This window comes from Streptomyces sp. NPDC052299, from assembly GCF_040679335.1.
Lineage (GTDB): Bacteria > Actinomycetota > Actinomycetes > Streptomycetales > Streptomycetaceae > Streptomyces.
Genome location: NZ_JBFAUP010000002.1, coordinates 344475 through 359734, shown reverse-complemented (window position 1 = coordinate 359734; position 15260 = coordinate 344475). Strand labels below are relative to the sequence as shown.

General features: G+C 72.7%; 17 protein-coding genes. 5 read left to right on the top strand and 12 right to left on the bottom strand.

The genetic code is table 11. The features are described from left to right. Positions 1 to 73: 73 nt before the first annotated feature. Together AB0L33_RS04840 and AB0L33_RS04835 are read right to left on the bottom strand one after the other, a co-directional pair. Complete coding sequence (locus AB0L33_RS04840) at positions 74 to 490, bottom strand: (2Fe-2S) ferredoxin domain-containing protein (RefSeq protein WP_365677706.1); 417 nt, start codon at positions 488 to 490, stop codon at positions 74 to 76. Next, positions 487 to 2463 carry a heavy metal translocating P-type ATPase gene (locus AB0L33_RS04835; RefSeq protein ID WP_365677705.1) on the bottom strand — a complete coding sequence of 659 codons (1977 nt, stop codon included), beginning with the start codon at positions 2461 to 2463 and terminating at the stop codon, positions 487 to 489. The genes AB0L33_RS04840 and AB0L33_RS04835 overlap by 4 nt, the downstream gene beginning before the upstream one ends. 102 nt (positions 2464 to 2565) lie before the next feature. Between AB0L33_RS04835 and AB0L33_RS04830 the strand changes: the two genes are divergently transcribed. Continuing rightward, on the top strand, positions 2566 to 2952 hold the full coding sequence (locus AB0L33_RS04830; protein ID WP_365677704.1) for a metalloregulator ArsR/SmtB family transcription factor: 387 nt from the start codon (positions 2566 to 2568) through the stop codon (positions 2950 to 2952). Positions 2953 to 3076: 124 nt separating this feature from the next. On the opposite strand, the gene AB0L33_RS04825 is transcribed toward AB0L33_RS04830, so the two are convergent. Both AB0L33_RS04825 and AB0L33_RS04820 read right to left on the bottom strand, forming a co-directional pair. Beyond that, positions 3077 to 3766: an SMI1/KNR4 family protein gene (locus AB0L33_RS04825; RefSeq protein WP_365677703.1), complete on the bottom strand. Its 690-nt coding sequence runs from the start codon at positions 3764 to 3766 to the stop codon at positions 3077 to 3079. 26 nt (positions 3767 to 3792) lie between these two features. After that, positions 3793 to 4290, bottom strand: coding sequence for a DUF1877 family protein (locus AB0L33_RS04820; RefSeq protein WP_365677702.1), 498 nt, complete (start codon positions 4288 to 4290; stop codon positions 3793 to 3795). A 180-nt stretch (positions 4291 to 4470) separates the two neighbouring features. Here AB0L33_RS04820 and AB0L33_RS04815 point away from each other — a divergent pair, with 180 nt between their 5' ends. After that, entirely contained in the window at positions 4471 to 4608 is a 138-nt protein-coding gene (locus AB0L33_RS04815; protein WP_365677701.1) for a hypothetical protein, read from the top strand. A gap of 106 nt (positions 4609 to 4714) precedes the next feature. On the opposite strand, the gene AB0L33_RS04810 is transcribed toward AB0L33_RS04815, so the two are convergent. Genes AB0L33_RS04810 through AB0L33_RS04800 form a run of 3 tightly spaced genes read right to left on the bottom strand, consistent with a single transcriptional unit; the run spans position 4715 to position 7070 of the window. Then, the gene (locus tag AB0L33_RS04810) at positions 4715 to 5119 is read right to left on the bottom strand and encodes a Rid family hydrolase (RefSeq protein ID WP_365677700.1); all 405 of its coding nucleotides are present in this window, start codon (positions 5117 to 5119) and stop codon (positions 4715 to 4717) included. Beyond that, positions 5116 to 6243: an enolase C-terminal domain-like protein gene (locus tag AB0L33_RS04805; RefSeq protein WP_365677699.1), complete on the bottom strand. Its 1128-nt coding sequence runs from the start codon at positions 6241 to 6243 to the stop codon at positions 5116 to 5118. Before AB0L33_RS04805 ends, AB0L33_RS04810 begins: the two co-directional genes overlap by 4 nt. A 29-nt stretch (positions 6244 to 6272) precedes the next feature. Continuing rightward, on the bottom strand, positions 6273 to 7070 hold the full coding sequence (locus AB0L33_RS04800; protein WP_365677698.1) for a creatininase family protein: 798 nt from the start codon (positions 7068 to 7070) through the stop codon (positions 6273 to 6275). Positions 7071 to 7111: 41 nt separating this feature from the next. Between AB0L33_RS04800 and AB0L33_RS04795 the strand changes: the two genes are divergently transcribed. Next, positions 7112 to 8068, top strand: coding sequence for an ROK family protein (locus tag AB0L33_RS04795; RefSeq protein ID WP_365677697.1), 957 nt, complete (start codon positions 7112 to 7114; stop codon positions 8066 to 8068). Between the two features lie 8 nt (positions 8069 to 8076). Here the strand turns inward: AB0L33_RS04795 and AB0L33_RS04790 are convergent, their stop codons facing one another. The 5 genes from AB0L33_RS04790 to AB0L33_RS04770 are packed head-to-tail and all read right to left on the bottom strand — an operon-like array spanning position 8077 to position 13172. Further along, entirely contained in the window at positions 8077 to 8895 is an 819-nt protein-coding gene (locus tag AB0L33_RS04790; protein ID WP_365677696.1) for an ATP-binding cassette domain-containing protein, read from the bottom strand. Beyond that, entirely contained in the window at positions 8892 to 9719 is an 828-nt protein-coding gene (locus AB0L33_RS04785; protein WP_365677695.1) for an ABC transporter ATP-binding protein, read from the bottom strand. The genes AB0L33_RS04790 and AB0L33_RS04785 overlap by 4 nt, the downstream gene beginning before the upstream one ends. Then, positions 9716 to 10621: an ABC transporter permease gene (locus AB0L33_RS04780; RefSeq protein ID WP_365677694.1), complete on the bottom strand. Its 906-nt coding sequence runs from the start codon at positions 10619 to 10621 to the stop codon at positions 9716 to 9718. The genes AB0L33_RS04785 and AB0L33_RS04780 overlap by 4 nt, the downstream gene beginning before the upstream one ends. Next, entirely contained in the window at positions 10618 to 11598 is a 981-nt protein-coding gene (locus tag AB0L33_RS04775) for an ABC transporter permease (RefSeq protein WP_365677693.1), read from the bottom strand. The genes AB0L33_RS04780 and AB0L33_RS04775 overlap by 4 nt, the downstream gene beginning before the upstream one ends. Continuing rightward, positions 11598 to 13172 (bottom strand): ABC transporter substrate-binding protein, encoded by a 1575-nt coding sequence (locus AB0L33_RS04770; RefSeq protein WP_365677692.1) that lies wholly within the window; start codon positions 13170 to 13172, stop codon positions 11598 to 11600. The genes AB0L33_RS04775 and AB0L33_RS04770 overlap by 1 nt, the downstream gene beginning before the upstream one ends. Positions 13173 to 13226: 54 nt before the next feature. Between AB0L33_RS04770 and AB0L33_RS04765 the strand changes: the two genes are divergently transcribed. After that, complete coding sequence (locus AB0L33_RS04765) at positions 13227 to 14135, top strand: helix-turn-helix domain-containing protein (RefSeq protein ID WP_365677691.1); 909 nt, start codon at positions 13227 to 13229, stop codon at positions 14133 to 14135. A gap of 101 nt (positions 14136 to 14236) precedes the next feature. Further along, positions 14237 to 15232 (top strand): serine hydrolase domain-containing protein, encoded by a 996-nt coding sequence (locus AB0L33_RS04760; protein WP_365677912.1) that lies wholly within the window; start codon positions 14237 to 14239, stop codon positions 15230 to 15232. Positions 15233 to 15260: the final 28 nt, after the last annotated feature.

The following is a 15260-nucleotide window of genomic DNA, read 5'->3' as shown; positions in this document are numbered from 1 at the left end:
ATAGGGGATCGACCTGAACGGCACGGGACTCGCCCGGCCTCGGGGACGGGATCGTGGCGTCGGCGGGCGGTCTCTACTCGTCGTGGAGCTCGGCGCGGACGCGGCGGGAGGGCTGGAAGGCGTACAGGTCGAGGACGGCGGGCGGCTCGGCCAGGCCGGGGCCGCCCTCGCGGACCCAGGCGGCGATGTCGGCGGCGGCACCGGGGTCGTTGACCTGACCGAGCCAGACCGGCCTGCCTCCCGCCTTGCGTCCTTCGGCGGAGGGTTGGATGACGACGACGTTGGCGCGCTCGCACGCGTCGAGGCAGTCGGTGCGCCGGATGGCCGCGATGCCGGACAGAGTGCTGCGCAGGTCGGTGAGCTGGGCTTCGTGGTCGAGGCGGGGCACTTTGGCCACGGTGCCGCAGCAGCATCCCCTGCAGACGGTGACGGTGCAGCGTGCCGCACCGCTCGGCGCGGCCGTGCTGTCCCGGCGAGTGCGACGGCTCACCCGGTCCCCTTCGGGAGGGGGTTGGTCCAGGCGCGCTCACGCAGGAGGCGCAGGCCGTTGAGGGCGACGAGGACGGTGGAGCCTTCGTGGCCGGCGACGCCGAGCGGCAGCGGGAGCGTGCCGATCAGGTCCCAGGCGACGAGGACGGTGATGAAGGTCCCGGCGATGACCAGGTTCTGGATGACGAGGCGGCGGGCCTGCCGGGAGAGGCCGACGAGGGCGGGAATGGTGGCGAGTTCGTCGCGGACGACAACGGCGTCGGCGGTTTCCAGGGCGAGGTCGGAGCCGGCCTTGCCCATGGCGATGCCGGTGTGGGCGGCGGCCAGGGCGGGGGCGTCGTTGACACCGTCGCCGATGACCAGGACCTTGCGTCCCTCGGCCTCCCAGCCCTGGACGGTGGCGGCCTTGTCCTGCGGGAGGAGCCCGGCGCGGACGTCGGTGATGCCGACCTCGGCGGCCAGGTGGCGGCCCGCGCGCTCGTTGTCACCGGTCAGCAGGACCGGTGTGCGGCCGGTCAGGGCGGCGAGGGCGGCGACGGTGGTCCTCGCGTCGGGACGGAGCCGGTCGGAGATGCCCAGCACCCCGACCGGTGCACCGTCGCGCAGAACGAGGACTGCGGTACGGCCCCGGTCCTCGAGGGCCCGCACCAAGTTGCCGCTCGCCTCATCCCCCGTAGTGGCGAGCCGGGTTGGCGCGCCGACCTGGACGGTGCGGCCGCCCACGGTGGCGGTGACACCGACACCGGGCTCGGAGGTGAAGCCGGTGGCTTCGGCGGGGGTGAGGCCGCGTTCGCGGGCCGCGGCGACGACGGCGCGGGCCACTGGGTGCTCGCTGGGGTGCTCGGCGGCTGCGGCCAGCGCCAGCAGCTCGTCCCCGTCGAGGCCGGAGGCGGGTGCGGGGCGGGTGTCGGTGACGCGGGGCGTGCCCTCGGTCAGGGTGCCGGTCTTGTCCAGGGCTGCCGCGTCGACCTGCCCGAGGCGTTCCATGACGACGGCGGACTTCGCCAGGACACCGTGGCGGCCGGCGTTGGCGATCGCGGACAGCAGCGGCGGCATCGTGGACAGCACCACCGCGCAGGGCGAGGCAACGATCATGAACGTCATCGCCCGCAGCAGGGCCGAGGAGAGCTCGGCGCCAAAGGCGAGCGGGGCGGCGAAGACGGCGAGGGTGGCGACGACCATGCCGATCGAGTACCGCTGCTCGATCTTCTCGATGAACAACTGGGTGGGGGCTTTGGTCTCGGAGGCTTCCTCGACCATCCTCACGATCCGCGCGATGACCGAGTCGGAGGGATCCCGCTCGACTCGGACTCGCAGGGCGCCGGTGCCGTTGACGGTGCCGGCGAACACCTCGTCCCCGGCCCGCTTGGCGGCGGGCAGGGGCTCGCCGGTAATGGTGGCCTGATCGACGTCCGAGGCCCCGTCGATCACCTGTCCGTCGGCACCGATCCGCTCACCGGGCCGCACCAGGACGGTGTCGCCCACTGCGAGGGAGTCGGCGGGCACCGTCTCTTCTCCCCCGCCGGGCAGGAGGCGGGTTGCGGTGGTGGGCGCGAGGTCGAGGAGCCCGCGCACCGAGTCGGCGGTGCGGGCGGTCGCGACCGCCTCCAGGGCGCCCGAGGTCGCGAAGATGACGATCAGCAGCGCCCCGTCGAGGACCTGCCCGAGGGCGGCGGCGCCGAGCGCGGCGACGACCATGAGCAGGTCCACGTCCAAGGCCTTGTCCTTCAGGGCCTTCAGCCCCTCCCACCCCGGCTCCCACCCGCCTGTGATGTAGGTGGCGGCGAACAGCGCGCCCCAGAGCCAGGACGGTCCGCCCGCGAGGTGGAGGGGCAGCGCGAGGAGGAACAGAACCAGCGACGCCAGCGCCCACCGGGCCTCGGGCAACGCCAGCACCCGCGTGCGGCGCCGCGGAGCCGCCGGCCGCGGCCCGGCGGCGGGCGGTGCGGGCCGTTGGTCGAGGACAGAGGACATGCCGAACAACCCTTCAGGGCGGACTGGGGTGGAGCGGGGCGACACCCTCACCATACATGAATACATGAATAGGTCTTCATGTTTCATCAGTATGATGGCCTGATGGGCCACGGAACCGGCAGGGACAGCAACGCCACCACGCGCGAGCGCCTGGACGCGGTCGGGGCCGCCGATGTCGCCGCCACCCTCCAGGCCCTCGCCACGCCCTCACGGCTGCACATCCTGGCCCGGCTCCAGGAGGGTCCGTGCTCGGTGAGCGATCTCGCCGAGGCGGTCGGCATGGAGGCCTCCGCCTGCTCCCACCAGCTGCGCCTGCTGCGCAACCTGGGCCTGGTCACCGGCGAACGACACGGACGCTCCATCGTCTACGCCCTCTACGACAACCACGTGGCCGAACTCCTTGACCAGGCCCTGTTCCACGTGGAACACCTGCGCCTGGGCATCCGCGATTCCGCCGCTACCGCTCCCCCGACCGTTGCCGCTGACTGATCGACGCGCCGACCACCTGGGCAGCCCGGCCGTGCGCTCGGCGCGCACGTTCGGGTCGACCCCAGGCCGGCCGCGCGCAGCGGGGGCCTGCGCACGGCGGCGGTGCCCGGCACCTACTTCAGCTTCAGGAGCCCAGCGAGGCTTGCCGAACATCGTGCTCGGCCTTGTCCAGCCAGTTGGCGAACCAGCCACCGAAGGTCAAGGGCCTTCCCTCGGCGTCGACAAGAGGCTTGAGGTCCGCGTCATCCACGCGGGGATCAGACCACACAGTGCCGCGGTGGGAGCCGCTGAGGACCAGCCAGTCACGCTGGGCACAGCCGTGGTGGCAGATCACGACGGCGCCGGTGGTGCGTTCGGGGGCGAACATGACGGCTTCCCATCGTTCGTCCCACGTCTCCATGGCGGTGTCGAAGTCCTCGATCTCCTCGAAGTCCTCCTCCTCCGGACACTCGGCCAGCAGTTGTTCGTAGACCTCTGGGTCCAGGCCGGTGCCGGGGAACGGCTCCGCGAGCCTGGACAGATCGGCCAGGTCGGCACCGTCGCCCTCCCAGCGCCAACGACCCTGAACGCGTCGCACGGGAAAGACGCCATAGGACGGCCCCGCGCCCCCGGCGGCGACCATGGCGAGGAAGTCCCGGTACTCCGAAGGCAGTCGGACGCCTATCTGGCCCTCCAGATCTACGATCTCGTCCTCGCCGAGCGGAGCCTCGAGCGCCCACCGATGACCGAGTGCCCCGAACACGTTCTGGCTCGCCGGGAGCGCACTCAGCCCCAGAATCCGCTTCCGCACGTCTGCCCAATCCCGTTCAACCATGCGGCGACCCTATGCGCCGGCACGTCTCAAGCCCACACGACCCGGACGACGGCATGACCTGCCGCAGCCGCCCGCCCGAAGAACCCTCGGAGGCCGTCGTGGTAGTCGAGGAACTCCTGCCTGACCTGCGCCTCGTCCCAGCCGGTCCAGCCGAGCCGGGCACCGGCGGCGTTCCACAGCTCGTCGAATGAGACACGTGCGAGGAAGCTCGCGGCCCGTGACACGCCACGTGGATCCAGAATCCCCAGCGGCGGGTTGGAGGGATCGGCACCGGCACTGTGTGCCACCGGCCGCCCGCCGTAGATCGGCAGGCCCCGGGACTCGTCGGCATCCGCGTCAAGGGCACCGGCAGCGGCGTAGAGGTCATTGACGGAGTCCCAGACCTTGTCCAGCGACTCGGCGATGCCCGCCGCGCACTCGTCGGGGTGGTTCTCCCAGGCCTCCCACATGAACGCCGTGAGCCAGGTGTGGTCGTCCCGGATCTCGGATTCCGCGACGGCTCGCAGGTGCATGTGGATGCTCACGGCGACGAGTCCTCCCGATACGCCGGCCCGCCTCTCGGGCCCGACGAAGAGAACCTAGACGACAGCACTGACGGCGCATCCGGCCCCTGCCGCTCCTCTCCACATGCTGAATCTGGCAGCCCTGCCTCGTCTCCGTCGGTTCGTACGCACGGATGCAGACCATGATCGTCCCCGGAACGCGTGGACCAGCTGCGGACCCGCTACCTCGACCTCACCCTGTCGGCCCTGCGCGCCCCGGCCGCGACTCCGCTGACCGGCCCCGCACCGCAGTGGCCGGAACTGCTGGCGCTCTGGAACGTGCGCGAGGACGACGCCTGAGCCACCGAGCGACGACCCGCCACCGACGTCATGACGCACCCCGGGGAGTCACCGGGGTCCGGGCCGGCTCGCCGTCGGACGGGCCGGCCCGGACGCGTACCCGCGGTCAGGAAGCGCGGCGCAGCGCCACCACGTCGATCTCCACGAGGATGCCCATCAGCCGGGAGCCGACCGTGGTGCGCACCGGCCTCGGCTCGCTGAAGTGCTCCCGGTACACGCGGTCGAAGCCGGCGAAGTCGCGGTGCACGTCCTGGAGGTGGACGGTCGCCTTGACCACGTCGTCGAGTGTGAGACCGTCGGCGGCGAGGAGCGCGCTCACGTTGGCCAGGACCTGGCGGGTCTGCTCCTCGATGGTGTCCCCCAGTTCGCCGGTGGCCGGGTCCTGGGGGCCGAAGCCGGAGGTGAAGAGGTACGGGCCCGCGGCGATGCCCTGGCTGTAGCCGCCGATCGGGGCCGGTGCCCCGGCCGTGGTGACGGCGTGGCGCGGGGTGCGGGAAGGGTCGGCCGTCACTTGGTGAGGTCTCCTTCCGCGGCGTTGACCCCCGCGTAGTGGCGGAGCTTGTCCTCGTCGACGGTGACCCCGAGGCCGGGTCCGTCCGGGACCCGCAGGCTGCCGTCGGACAGCGTGAGCGGCTCGATGATGTCGTCGGCGTGCAGGTAGTACATGGAGTCGATGGCGCGGGACAGCACCGGGGTGCTGGCGACGACCGCGAGGTGTGCCGCGGTGGCGATGCCGAGTTCGCCGCCGCTGTGCAGGTTCATGCCGAGGCCGAACGTCTCGCAGTGCGCGGCCAGCGCCTTCGTGGCGGAGATGCCGCCCCACTTGTAGACGTCACCGTGGATCACGTCGACGGCGTTCAGCCGCATCGCGGGCGCGAAGTCCTCGAACCGGACCACACACATGTTGGTGCACAGCGGGATGCGTATCTTCTGGCGGACCTGGCTCATGCCCTCGATCCCGACGCACGGGTCCTCCAGGTACTCCAGGTCCAGTTCCTCCAGCGCGATGCCGGCCCGGATCGAGTCCGGGACCGACCAGGCGGCGTTCGGGTCGACGCGCAGGTCGACCTCGGGAAGCGCGGCGCGCACGGCGCGCAGGATCGCGACGTCGCCCTGGACGTCCTTGGTGCCCTTGAGCTTCACGGCCGTGAAGCCGCCCTCGGCGACCACGCGCTCGGCGTGCTCGGCCAGGGCGCGCGGCAGGTCCCCGGCCCCGGCTCCGGGGGCGTCGGCGCGGGTGACCAGGGCGGTCAGCGGCACCTCGGCGCGGACCGGGCCGCCCAGCAGGTCGGTGACCGACTGACCGGTGATCTTGCCCATGGCGTCCCAGCAGGCGACGTCGATCGCGGCGAGAGCCGCGTACCCCAGGTAGCCGTAGAAGAAAGGCACCATGTGGTGGCGGCGGTGGAAGGCCTCCAGCGCGAAGGGGCTGGTGCCGATCAGGTCCTCGGCCAGGTCGCGGACGATCGCGGCGACCGGACGGCCCCACATCGTCTCGCCCCAGCCCTCCACGCCTGAGTCGGTCCTGATGCGCACCACGGTGCGCGTCTCGCCGGTCTTCGTCTCGAAGGAGCTGGTGAACGGGTTGACCAGGGGCAGGTTGACGACGTGGACGTCGACCTCGGTGATCTTCATGAGCACTTCCTCGTGTGGGGTGGTGGGGGTCACGCGCGGGGGCGCGACGCGGCGTCGAAGGCGAGTACGGCGCGGGCCAGGCCGCGGGCGCGCCGGTCGAGCAGGCGTTCGCCGTGCTCGGCGTCGGCTCCGGCCGCGTCGTCCGTGGCGCCGCCCACCCGCTCCCACTCGCCGTGCCGCTCCACGGTCAGCCCGGGGTAGGGCGGCTTGTCGAAGAGGGGCGGGGGCTCGACCGGCGCGTGCCCGGCCCGCTCGGCCCGTACCAGCGCCGGCTGCGCGGCGAGCATCAGCGACGTCTCGAACCAGCCGGCGTGTCCGGGCACCAACCCGTCCGGGTCCTCCTCGCCCTCTTCGGGCTCACCGGTGTCGGTGAGCGTCCAGTACGAGCACGCGGCGGCCGTCACCTCGGCGCGCAGCGCGAAGCGCTTGACCGCGAGCCGCATGATCTCGTCGTTGCCCCCGTGGCCGTTGACGACGAGGACCCGGCGGTAGCCGCAGGCGGCCAGTGAGTCGAGGAGCTCGTCGAGCACCATGCCGAGCACGGGCGCCGACAGTGTGAGCGCCGCCGCGAACAGATGGTGCGGGCTGTGTCCGTACGGCAGGGTCGGCAGGCGTACGAGAGTGGGCACGGCCTCGCCGGTGGCGGCCCGCTCGTCGAGCAGGGTCAGGGCCCGGGAGACCACGGCGTCGGCGAGCATGGTGTCGGTGCCCATCGGCAGGTGCTCGGCGTGCTGCTCCTGCGAGCCGATCGGCAGGACGGCGATCGCCTCGGGCGCCGCCGCCCGTGTCTCGCGCCAGGTGGTCTCGGTGAGATTGCGGTGGGTCATGCCGCTGTCTCCCCGGTCCGGGGGCATGACAGAGTCGGCGCATGGCGCATGAACGTATTCCTTTGCGGTTGGTTCCCGATCCGCGGCCGGACGAGCCGGCCGGTCGGGACGGCGGTGTGCTGGGCGCCGTCGAGGTGCTGCCCGGTCTGGTGCGTGCCGCGCTGCTCACCCGTGCCGGAGCCGTGCGCGCGCGGACGGAGGCCCGCTTCGACCCGGCCGGCTCGGACCCGTCCCTCGTGGACGCGGCGCTGCGCGAGGCCGCGGCGGTCTTCGACGGGCAGTCCCTGCTCGGCGTGGGCGTGGCGGCGGCCGGTGTGGTGGACCCGGTGGCCGGCCGGATCATCGAGGTGAACGACGCCCCGGCGCTGCGCGGCCACCCGGTGGCGGACCGGCTCGCGGACCTGGCGGGAGCACCGGTGCGGGTCGAGCACCGGGCGCGTGTGCAGGTCCTCGGTGACCGCTGGTTCGGTGCGGGGCGCGGCCGGCGCTCGTTCGCCTCTGTCGCGACCGGCGACGTGCTGGGCGTCGGCATCCTCTACGAAGGGGAGGTGCTGGCTCCGGCCGGCGGTCGCAGCGGCGCCCATATGACGGTCACCGCGAGCGGGGAGTTCTGCACCTGCGGGCGGCGCGGCTGCTGGAAGACCGTGGCGACGACCCGCTGGCTGCGTGAGCGCGCCGCCGAGCACGGCTTCTCGGGGAGTGCGGCCACCCTGGCGGCCCTGGTCGCGTCCGACGCACCGGCCGCCGCCCGTCTTGTCGAGCGGTACGCGGAGAATCTGGTGCTGGGCCTCGCCACCGTCCAGCAGCTGTTCGCGTGCGGCCTGTTCGTGCTGCACGGCGAGGCCCTGGACGGGGGCGAGCCGTTCCGGGCCCTGGTCGAGTCGCGGCTGCGCGCCGACGCGCTCGGCGGCGGCGAGCTCCCCACCGTGCTCCTGGGTGAGGCCGCGGACACGGGCACGCTGCTGGGGGCGGCGGGGCTGGTCCTGTCGGGGGCCTAGGGCGTGTGTCACGCGCCGACTCCCCCGAGGATCCGGCGGCCGGGTTCCGGAATGGGCACGGCGTCCAGGAGGCGCCGGGTGTACGCGTCCGCGGGTGCGGTGAACACCTGGTCCGCGGTGCCGGACTCGACGATGCGGCCCTGCCGCATGACCGCCACCCGGTCGGCGATCTGCCGTACCACGGCCAGGTTGTGCGAGATGAAGAAGTAGGTCAGACCGAGGCGTTCCTGGAGGTCGGCGAGCAGGTCGAGGACGCGGGCCTGCACGGAGACGTCCAGCGCGCTCGTCGGTTCGTCGAGCACGACCAGACGGGGTTCGAGTGCCAGGGCCCGTGCGATGGAGATGCGCTGGCGCTGCCCGCCGGAGAACTCGTGCGGATACCGGTCGAGGATGCCCGCGTCCAGGCCGACGGCGTCGAGGAGTTCCCCGGCCCGGCCGCGTACCTTCGCCCGGCCCCGCCGTCCGCGCGCCCACTCCTCGTGGGTGACGAGGGGTTCCCCGATGATGTCGGCGATCCGCAGCCGCGGGTTCATGCTGGAGTACGGGTCCTGGAGGACGACCTGCATCTGCCGGCGCAGGGGCCGCAGCGCCGCCCCGTTCAGGGCGAGGAGGTCCGTGCCGTCGAACCGTACGCTGCCCGCGGTGGGTTCCAGCAGTCGCAGCAGCAGCCTGGTGAGCGTCGTCTTGCCGCAGCCGGACTCGCCGACCAGGGCGTAGGTTTCGCCTTCCCGGACGGTGAGGGAGACGTCGTCGACGGCGACGCTCGGGGGCCGGCCGGGGAATTCCTTGCGCAGTCCTTCGATCTCCAGCAGCGGGGTCGTGGTCATACGACGGGCTCCAGTCGAGGGGTGGCGGCCAGCAGCTCGCGGGTGTACGCGGCGGCGGGGCGGGTGAAGACCTGTTCGACGTCTCCGGTCTCGACGACCTCGCCGTGCCGCATGACGACGACGCGGTCGGCCGTCTCGGCGACGACGCCCAGGTCGTGGGTGATGAGCAGGACGGCCATGCCGTGGCGTCGCTGGAGCCGAACGAGGAGCTCCAGGATCTGCCGCTGCACCGTCACGTCGAGCGCGGTGGTGGGCTCGTCCGCGATGAGGACGCGGGGACGGGCCACGAGTGCGGAGGCGATCATGACGCGTTGGCGCAGACCGCCGGAGAGCTCGTGCGGGTACTGGCCGTAGCGCCGCTCGGGGTCCGGGATGCCGACCTCGTCGAGCGCGGTCAGCGCGGCCCGGCGCGCCTCGGCCCGGGTGTGGTCGCCGTGCAGCCGCAGCACCTCGGCCACCTGGTCCCCCACCCGCTGCAGGGGGTCGAGGCTGGTCATCGGGTCCTGGAAGACCATGGATATCCGGGCCCCGCGGATCTTGCGGAGTTCCTTCTCGCGCAGGGCGAGTACGTCCCGGCCGTCGAGCAGCACCTGGCCCCCCGCGTACACGCACGGCGGTTCCGGGTTCAGCCGCAGCGCGGACAGGGCGGTGGCCGACTTGCCGCTGCCGGACTCGCCGACGACGGCCAGGGTCTCTCCGGCGGCGACCGAGAAGTTCACTCCGCGCACGGCGTGCACGGTCGAGGAGGCGAGCGCGAAGTCGACGCGGAGGTCCCGGAATTCGAGGACGGGGGCGGCCGGCGGGGTCTGTTCGGGGTGGGTCATCGGCGGTACGCCTTCGGGTCCGCGACGTCGCGCAGCGCGTCGCCCAGGATGTTGATGGAGAGCGAGGTGAGCATCAGGGCGATGCCGGGGAAGACGGCGATCCACCAGGACGTGCCGAGGTAGAGCTGTCCGTCGGCGAGCATGCCGCCCCAGGTCACCGTCTCCTTGGGGACGCCGAGGCCCAGGTAGCTGAGCGATGCCTCGGCGACGACGGCGGACGCGATGTGCAGCGTGCCGATGGTGGCCAGCGGTGCCATCACGTTGGGCAGCAGGTGGCGCCGCATGATGGCCAGGTCGCCGACGCCGATCGCGCGGGCCTCGGTGACGAAGTCGCGGGTGCGCAGCGACAGGACTTCGGAGCGCACCACCCGGGCGTACGACACCCAGCCGGTGACGCCGATCACGAGGATGACGTAGCCGAGGCCCGAGCCGACGAAGCCGACGACTGCGAGCGCCAGCAGGATCGCGGGGAAGGCGAGCTGGACGTCGGCGAACCGCATCACGACCCGGTCGGTCCAGCCGCCGAGGTAGCCGGAGGCGAGGCCGGCGACGGTGCCGATGACACCGGCGAGCAGGGCCGCGCCCGCACCGACGAGCAGGGAGACCCGGGTGCCGTAGACGACACGGGAGAGCAGGTCGCGGCCGAGCTGGTCGGTGCCGAGCAGATGGGCGCTGTCGCCCCCGGACTGCCAGGCGGGGGGCTGGAGCCTGCCGAGGAGGTTCTGGGCGGCCGGGTCGGCGGGCGCGATCAGGGGTGCGAAGAGCGCGCACACGACGATCAGGAGGAGGAAGACGAGCGCGACGGCGGCGAGCCGGTTGCGGAGCAGCGAGCGCAGCACGGAGGGCTGGGCCGTGGCGGGAGCGGGGGCGGTGGGGAGGGCGGTGGGGGCGGTGGTGGTCATCGGGAGTTCCTCACCCTCGGGTCGAGGAGGCCGTAGGACAGGTCCACGAGCAGGTTGACCACGACGAAGGTGGCGGCGAACAGCAGCACGGTGCCCTGCACCAGGGGGAAGTCGCGGTTGGCGATGGCTTGTACGGTGAGCTGGCCGACGCCGGGCCAGGAGAAGACCTGTTCGGTGAGGATCGCGCCGCCGAGCAGGCTGCCGATCTCCAGGCCGACGACCGTCACCACGGGCAGCGAGGCGTTGCGCAGTCCGTGCCGGAGCACGGTGCGCACCGGTCCCAGGCCGCGGGCGCGGGCCGTACGGATGTGGTCGGAGCCGAGCACGTCGATCAGCGAGGACCGCAGCAGTCGCGCGACGACGGCGACGGAGTACACGGCCAGGGTGACCGAGGGCAGGACGAGGTGGGCGAAGGTGCCGTATCCGGAGGCGGGCAGCGCGTGCAGGCCGACGGCGAACACCAGGATGAGCAGGATGCCCACCCAGAAGGCGGGGGTCGACTGACCGATCAGGACGGCCGTGATGACTCCGCGGTCGGCGGCCTTGCCGCGCCGCATGGCCGCGATCGTGCCCGCGGGCAGGGCGATCACCAGCGTCACCACGAGGGCGCCCGCCGCGAGCAGCAGCGTCGCGGGGATGCGGTCGGCCAGGACCGCGCGGACCGGCTGGTTGTAGAAGAGGGAGTCGCCGAAGTCGAAGCGCGGCAGGCCCCACAGGTAGTCCAGGTACTGCGTGAGCAGCGGCCGGTCCAGTCCCAGGCTGTGGCGCAGCACGGTCTCCTGCTGGGCGGTGGCGTCGGGGGGCAACATCACCTTCACCGGGTCGCCGGAGAGGCGTACCAGGAAGAACACGACGGTGGCGGTGCACAGCAGGACCAGGAGTGCGGTGCCGAGCCGGGAGGCGGCGGGCCGCAGCACGGTCCAGGCACGGCTGGGGCCGGAGAGCCGTACGCCGGGTGCGGTCAGGATCTGGCTCATCACACGGCCACCTTCGCGCTCGCCATGTCCAGCACCCCTGCGGCGCCGGGCGTCCAGCTCGGCCGGGTGTTGTGCACGTAGATGTTGTCGATCTGGTAGAGGGGCACGAAGGGCGCCTCGTCCTTGATCAGTTGCTGGAGTTCGGAGAAGGCGCGACGGCGCACGGACGGGTCCACGGACAGTTCCTCGCGGTCCACGAGCCGGTCGGCGCGCTTGTGGTGCCAGCGGCTCTGCCGGCGGTCGCTGCGCACGTTCGACTGGAGCATGCTCTCGCCGTCCATGGTCCAGACGGTGGACGCGGCCAGATAGACGGGGCCGAGCGCGCCGTGGTTGGACGAGGTCAGGCGCTGCGAGTACGTGCCCGGGTCGAGCAGGTTCACCCTGGCCCGGACACCGGCGCGGGCCAGCAGGCCGGCGATGGCCTCGGCCACGTTCGCGTCCAGGTTGGACGCGGTGATCGAGGTGCTGATGCCGTCGGGGTGCCCCGCCTCGGCCAGCAGCGCGCGGGCCTTGGTGAGCGAACGCTCGAAGGGCTTTACGGACTTGTCGAAACCGAAGGCGCCGCGCGGGATCATCGCGGGGACCTCGGTGGCCTTCCCGCCGAGCACGGCCTTGATGAGCAGGGGCACGTCGATGGCGTGGTTGAGCGCCTGCCGTACGCGCCGGTCGCGCAGTGGCCCCTCGGTGAGGGTGTCGAGTGAGAGGTACGAGGTGCGGATGCCGGTGTGATGGCCGATCCGCACGCCCGGGTAGCCGGCCAGCTGCTGCGCCGCGTCCGGGGTCATGCCCGCCACGATGTCGACGCCCCCGCTCTGCAACGCGGCCAGCGCGGAAGAGGAGTTGGGGGCGGGTACGAAGACCAGCTCGTCGACGTGCGGGCGGCCGTGCCAGTGGTGCTCGAAGGCGGCGAGGCGCAGTTCGTGGTCGCGCTGCCAGTGCCGGAACGTGAACGGGCCGGTGCCCACCGGGTGTGCGGCGAAGCCCTCGTCGCCGACCTTCGCGAGGTAGCGCGGAGGTACCACGACGCCGCCGAACAGGGACAGCTTCGCGGGGAGGATCGGGTCGTGGACCGAGGTGCGCACATCGACCGTGTACGCGTCGACGACCTTGACGCCTTCGACGTAACGCAGCTCCACGATGGGCGACTTCGTCGCGGGGTCGAGCAGCCGCTCGATGCTGAAGCGGACGGCTTCGGCGTCGCACGGTTCCCCGTTGTGGAAGGTGACACCCCGGCGCAGCTCGAACCGCCACACCTTGGGCTCAACGGCCTTCCAGGACAGGGCGATCCGGGGCTGGAGCGAGTTGTCGCGGCCCCGCGTGGTCAGCGTGTCGAACATGTTGATCAGGGCGTTCATCGACGTCATGTCGCCCTGCTTGTGGGGGTCCATCGTCTTCGGGTCCCCGGTCTGGGACACCCGCAGCACGTTGCCGGCCGAGGCCGCCGACGGGGCTCCGCACCCGGTCAGCAGGGCGGGCGCGGCGAGCGCGGGCACCGCGAGGCCGCCCAGCCGCAACACCGAACGGCGGGAGCACCCGAGGCCCGGGCCGCCTCCCCCTTCACGTATTCGTTCCATTGGACAACACACTCGTTCCGGTGAATGGAATGCAGTTCGGGTAAGGTAGGCCACATGGGGAAACCGGTCAACAGTCGTTCGCAGAAGCAGACCTCCGCCGCGGCGCCCGTCGGCGCCGCCGAAGCGGATATCGCACCGCCCGCGCCCGGCCCGGTGGACAAGGCGATGGAAGTCCTGACGGCCCTCGCGAAGGCGGGTGCGCCGCACCGCCTCGCGGACCTCGCCCGGAGTACGGGGCTGGCCAAGCCGACGGTGCACCGACTGCTGCGCGCCCTGGCCTCGTCGGGTTACGCCGAGGCGGGTCCGGGCGGCAGCTACCGACCGGGACCCCGGCTCCTCGGCCTGGCCGCGGGCGCGCTCGCCGACGACGCCGCGCTGCGCCGGGCCGGGCCGCTCCTGGATGAACTCCGCTCGCGGACCGGGCTGTTCGCCTCGTACGTCGTCCGCGACGACCGCGCGGTCATCCATCTGGACGTCCGGGCTCCGGCGCAGGACTTCGGCCTCGACCTGGGCCCCGGCTTCCGTGAACCGCTGACCGCGGGAGCGGCGGGCCTCGCCCTGCTGGCGGCTCTGCCGGCCGAGGAGAGCGAAGCGCTGTCCACCGGCCCCGACGGCGCACCCGCCGACGAGGCGACCCGCGCGGTCATGTCCGCCGCGGCCCGGGACGGCTACGCCTTCGACGGCGCCGATGCCTGGCCGGACCGCCGCGCGCTCGCCGCAGCGGTGCGGGACGCGACCGGCCGCGCGGTGGGGGCCGTCGTGCTCTCCGGCCTCCCCTTCACGCTCGACGAGGCATCGGCGCGGCTGTACGGGCCGATGGTGCGGTCGGCCGCCGCCGCGGTCTCGGCGGGCCTGGCCGCGCAGGCCGGCGCACGGCTCGGAGTGGTCCCGGGCCCCGAACGCGATACAGGTCCCGGCGTGAGCAGAACCGGTGGGGACGACGAGGCGGAGGTGGCCCGGTGAGCGCGGACCGGAATGTGGCGACGCCCGTCGGCGCGCGAGGAACTGCCCCGGACCCGGGCGGCGCGACGAGCGCCGAGGCACGGGCGTCCGCCCGGCGCCGGCTGCTGGAGGCCGGGCGGAAACGCGGCCTCTACTCCGGTGCCGCCTGGTCGCTCGGCGACGCGGACGGGCCGCGGGACCGCGGCTGGACGGGCACCCGGGCACACGGTGGGGCCGCACTGGACGGCAACGACCTGTGGGACCTCGCGTCCGTGACCAAACCATTGGTGGGCCTGGTCGTCATGGCCCTGGTCGACCGGGGCGAGCTGCGCCTCGGGGACACCGTCGGACAGCATCTGGCCCGCTACGCGAACGGCCCGCACGCTCCCCGTACGATCGCCCAACTCCTCGACCACACCTCGGGGCTGCCGGGCGGGGTACCGCTCTACCGCGACCACCCGACCCGTGAGTCCCTGCTCACGGCCCTCGGCACACTGCCCCGCAACGCCGAACCGGGAACCCGGGTCACGTACTCCTCCCAGGGCTTCATCCTGCTCGGCCTCATCGCCGAACGGGCCACGGGCCGGGGCCTGGACGAGCTGATGAACGAGCTCGTGTGCGCGCCCCTCGGCCTCACCGACACCCGTTTCCGCCCGGCCCCCGCCGACCGGGAACGCGCGGTGGCCACCGAAGCCTGCCCCTGGCGCGGCCGGACCGTCGTCGGCGAGGTGCACGACGAGAACGCCGTGGTGCTCGGCGGCGTCGCCGGACACGCGGGGCTCTTCTCCACCCTCGCGGACCTGGAACGCATCGCACTCAGTCTGCTGGGCGGCGGTCCCCCGCTCCTGGAGCCGGACACCCTCGGGCTGATGACCGCCCCGCGCACGGACCACCTCAATCTCCGCCGCGCACTGGCCTGGCAGGGGCAGGACCCGGCCGGCTCGCCGGTGGGCGACACCTTCGGGCCGGCTTCGTACGGTCATACGGGATTCACCGGCACGAGCCTGTGGATCGACCCCGCGGCCGGCCGCTACGCGCTCCTGCTCACCAACCGCGTCCACCCCAGCCGCGAGGAGCGCGGATTCACCGAGCTTCGGCGGGAATTCCACGCGCTCTGATCACGGACTACGACGGCGGCCCGCCCGC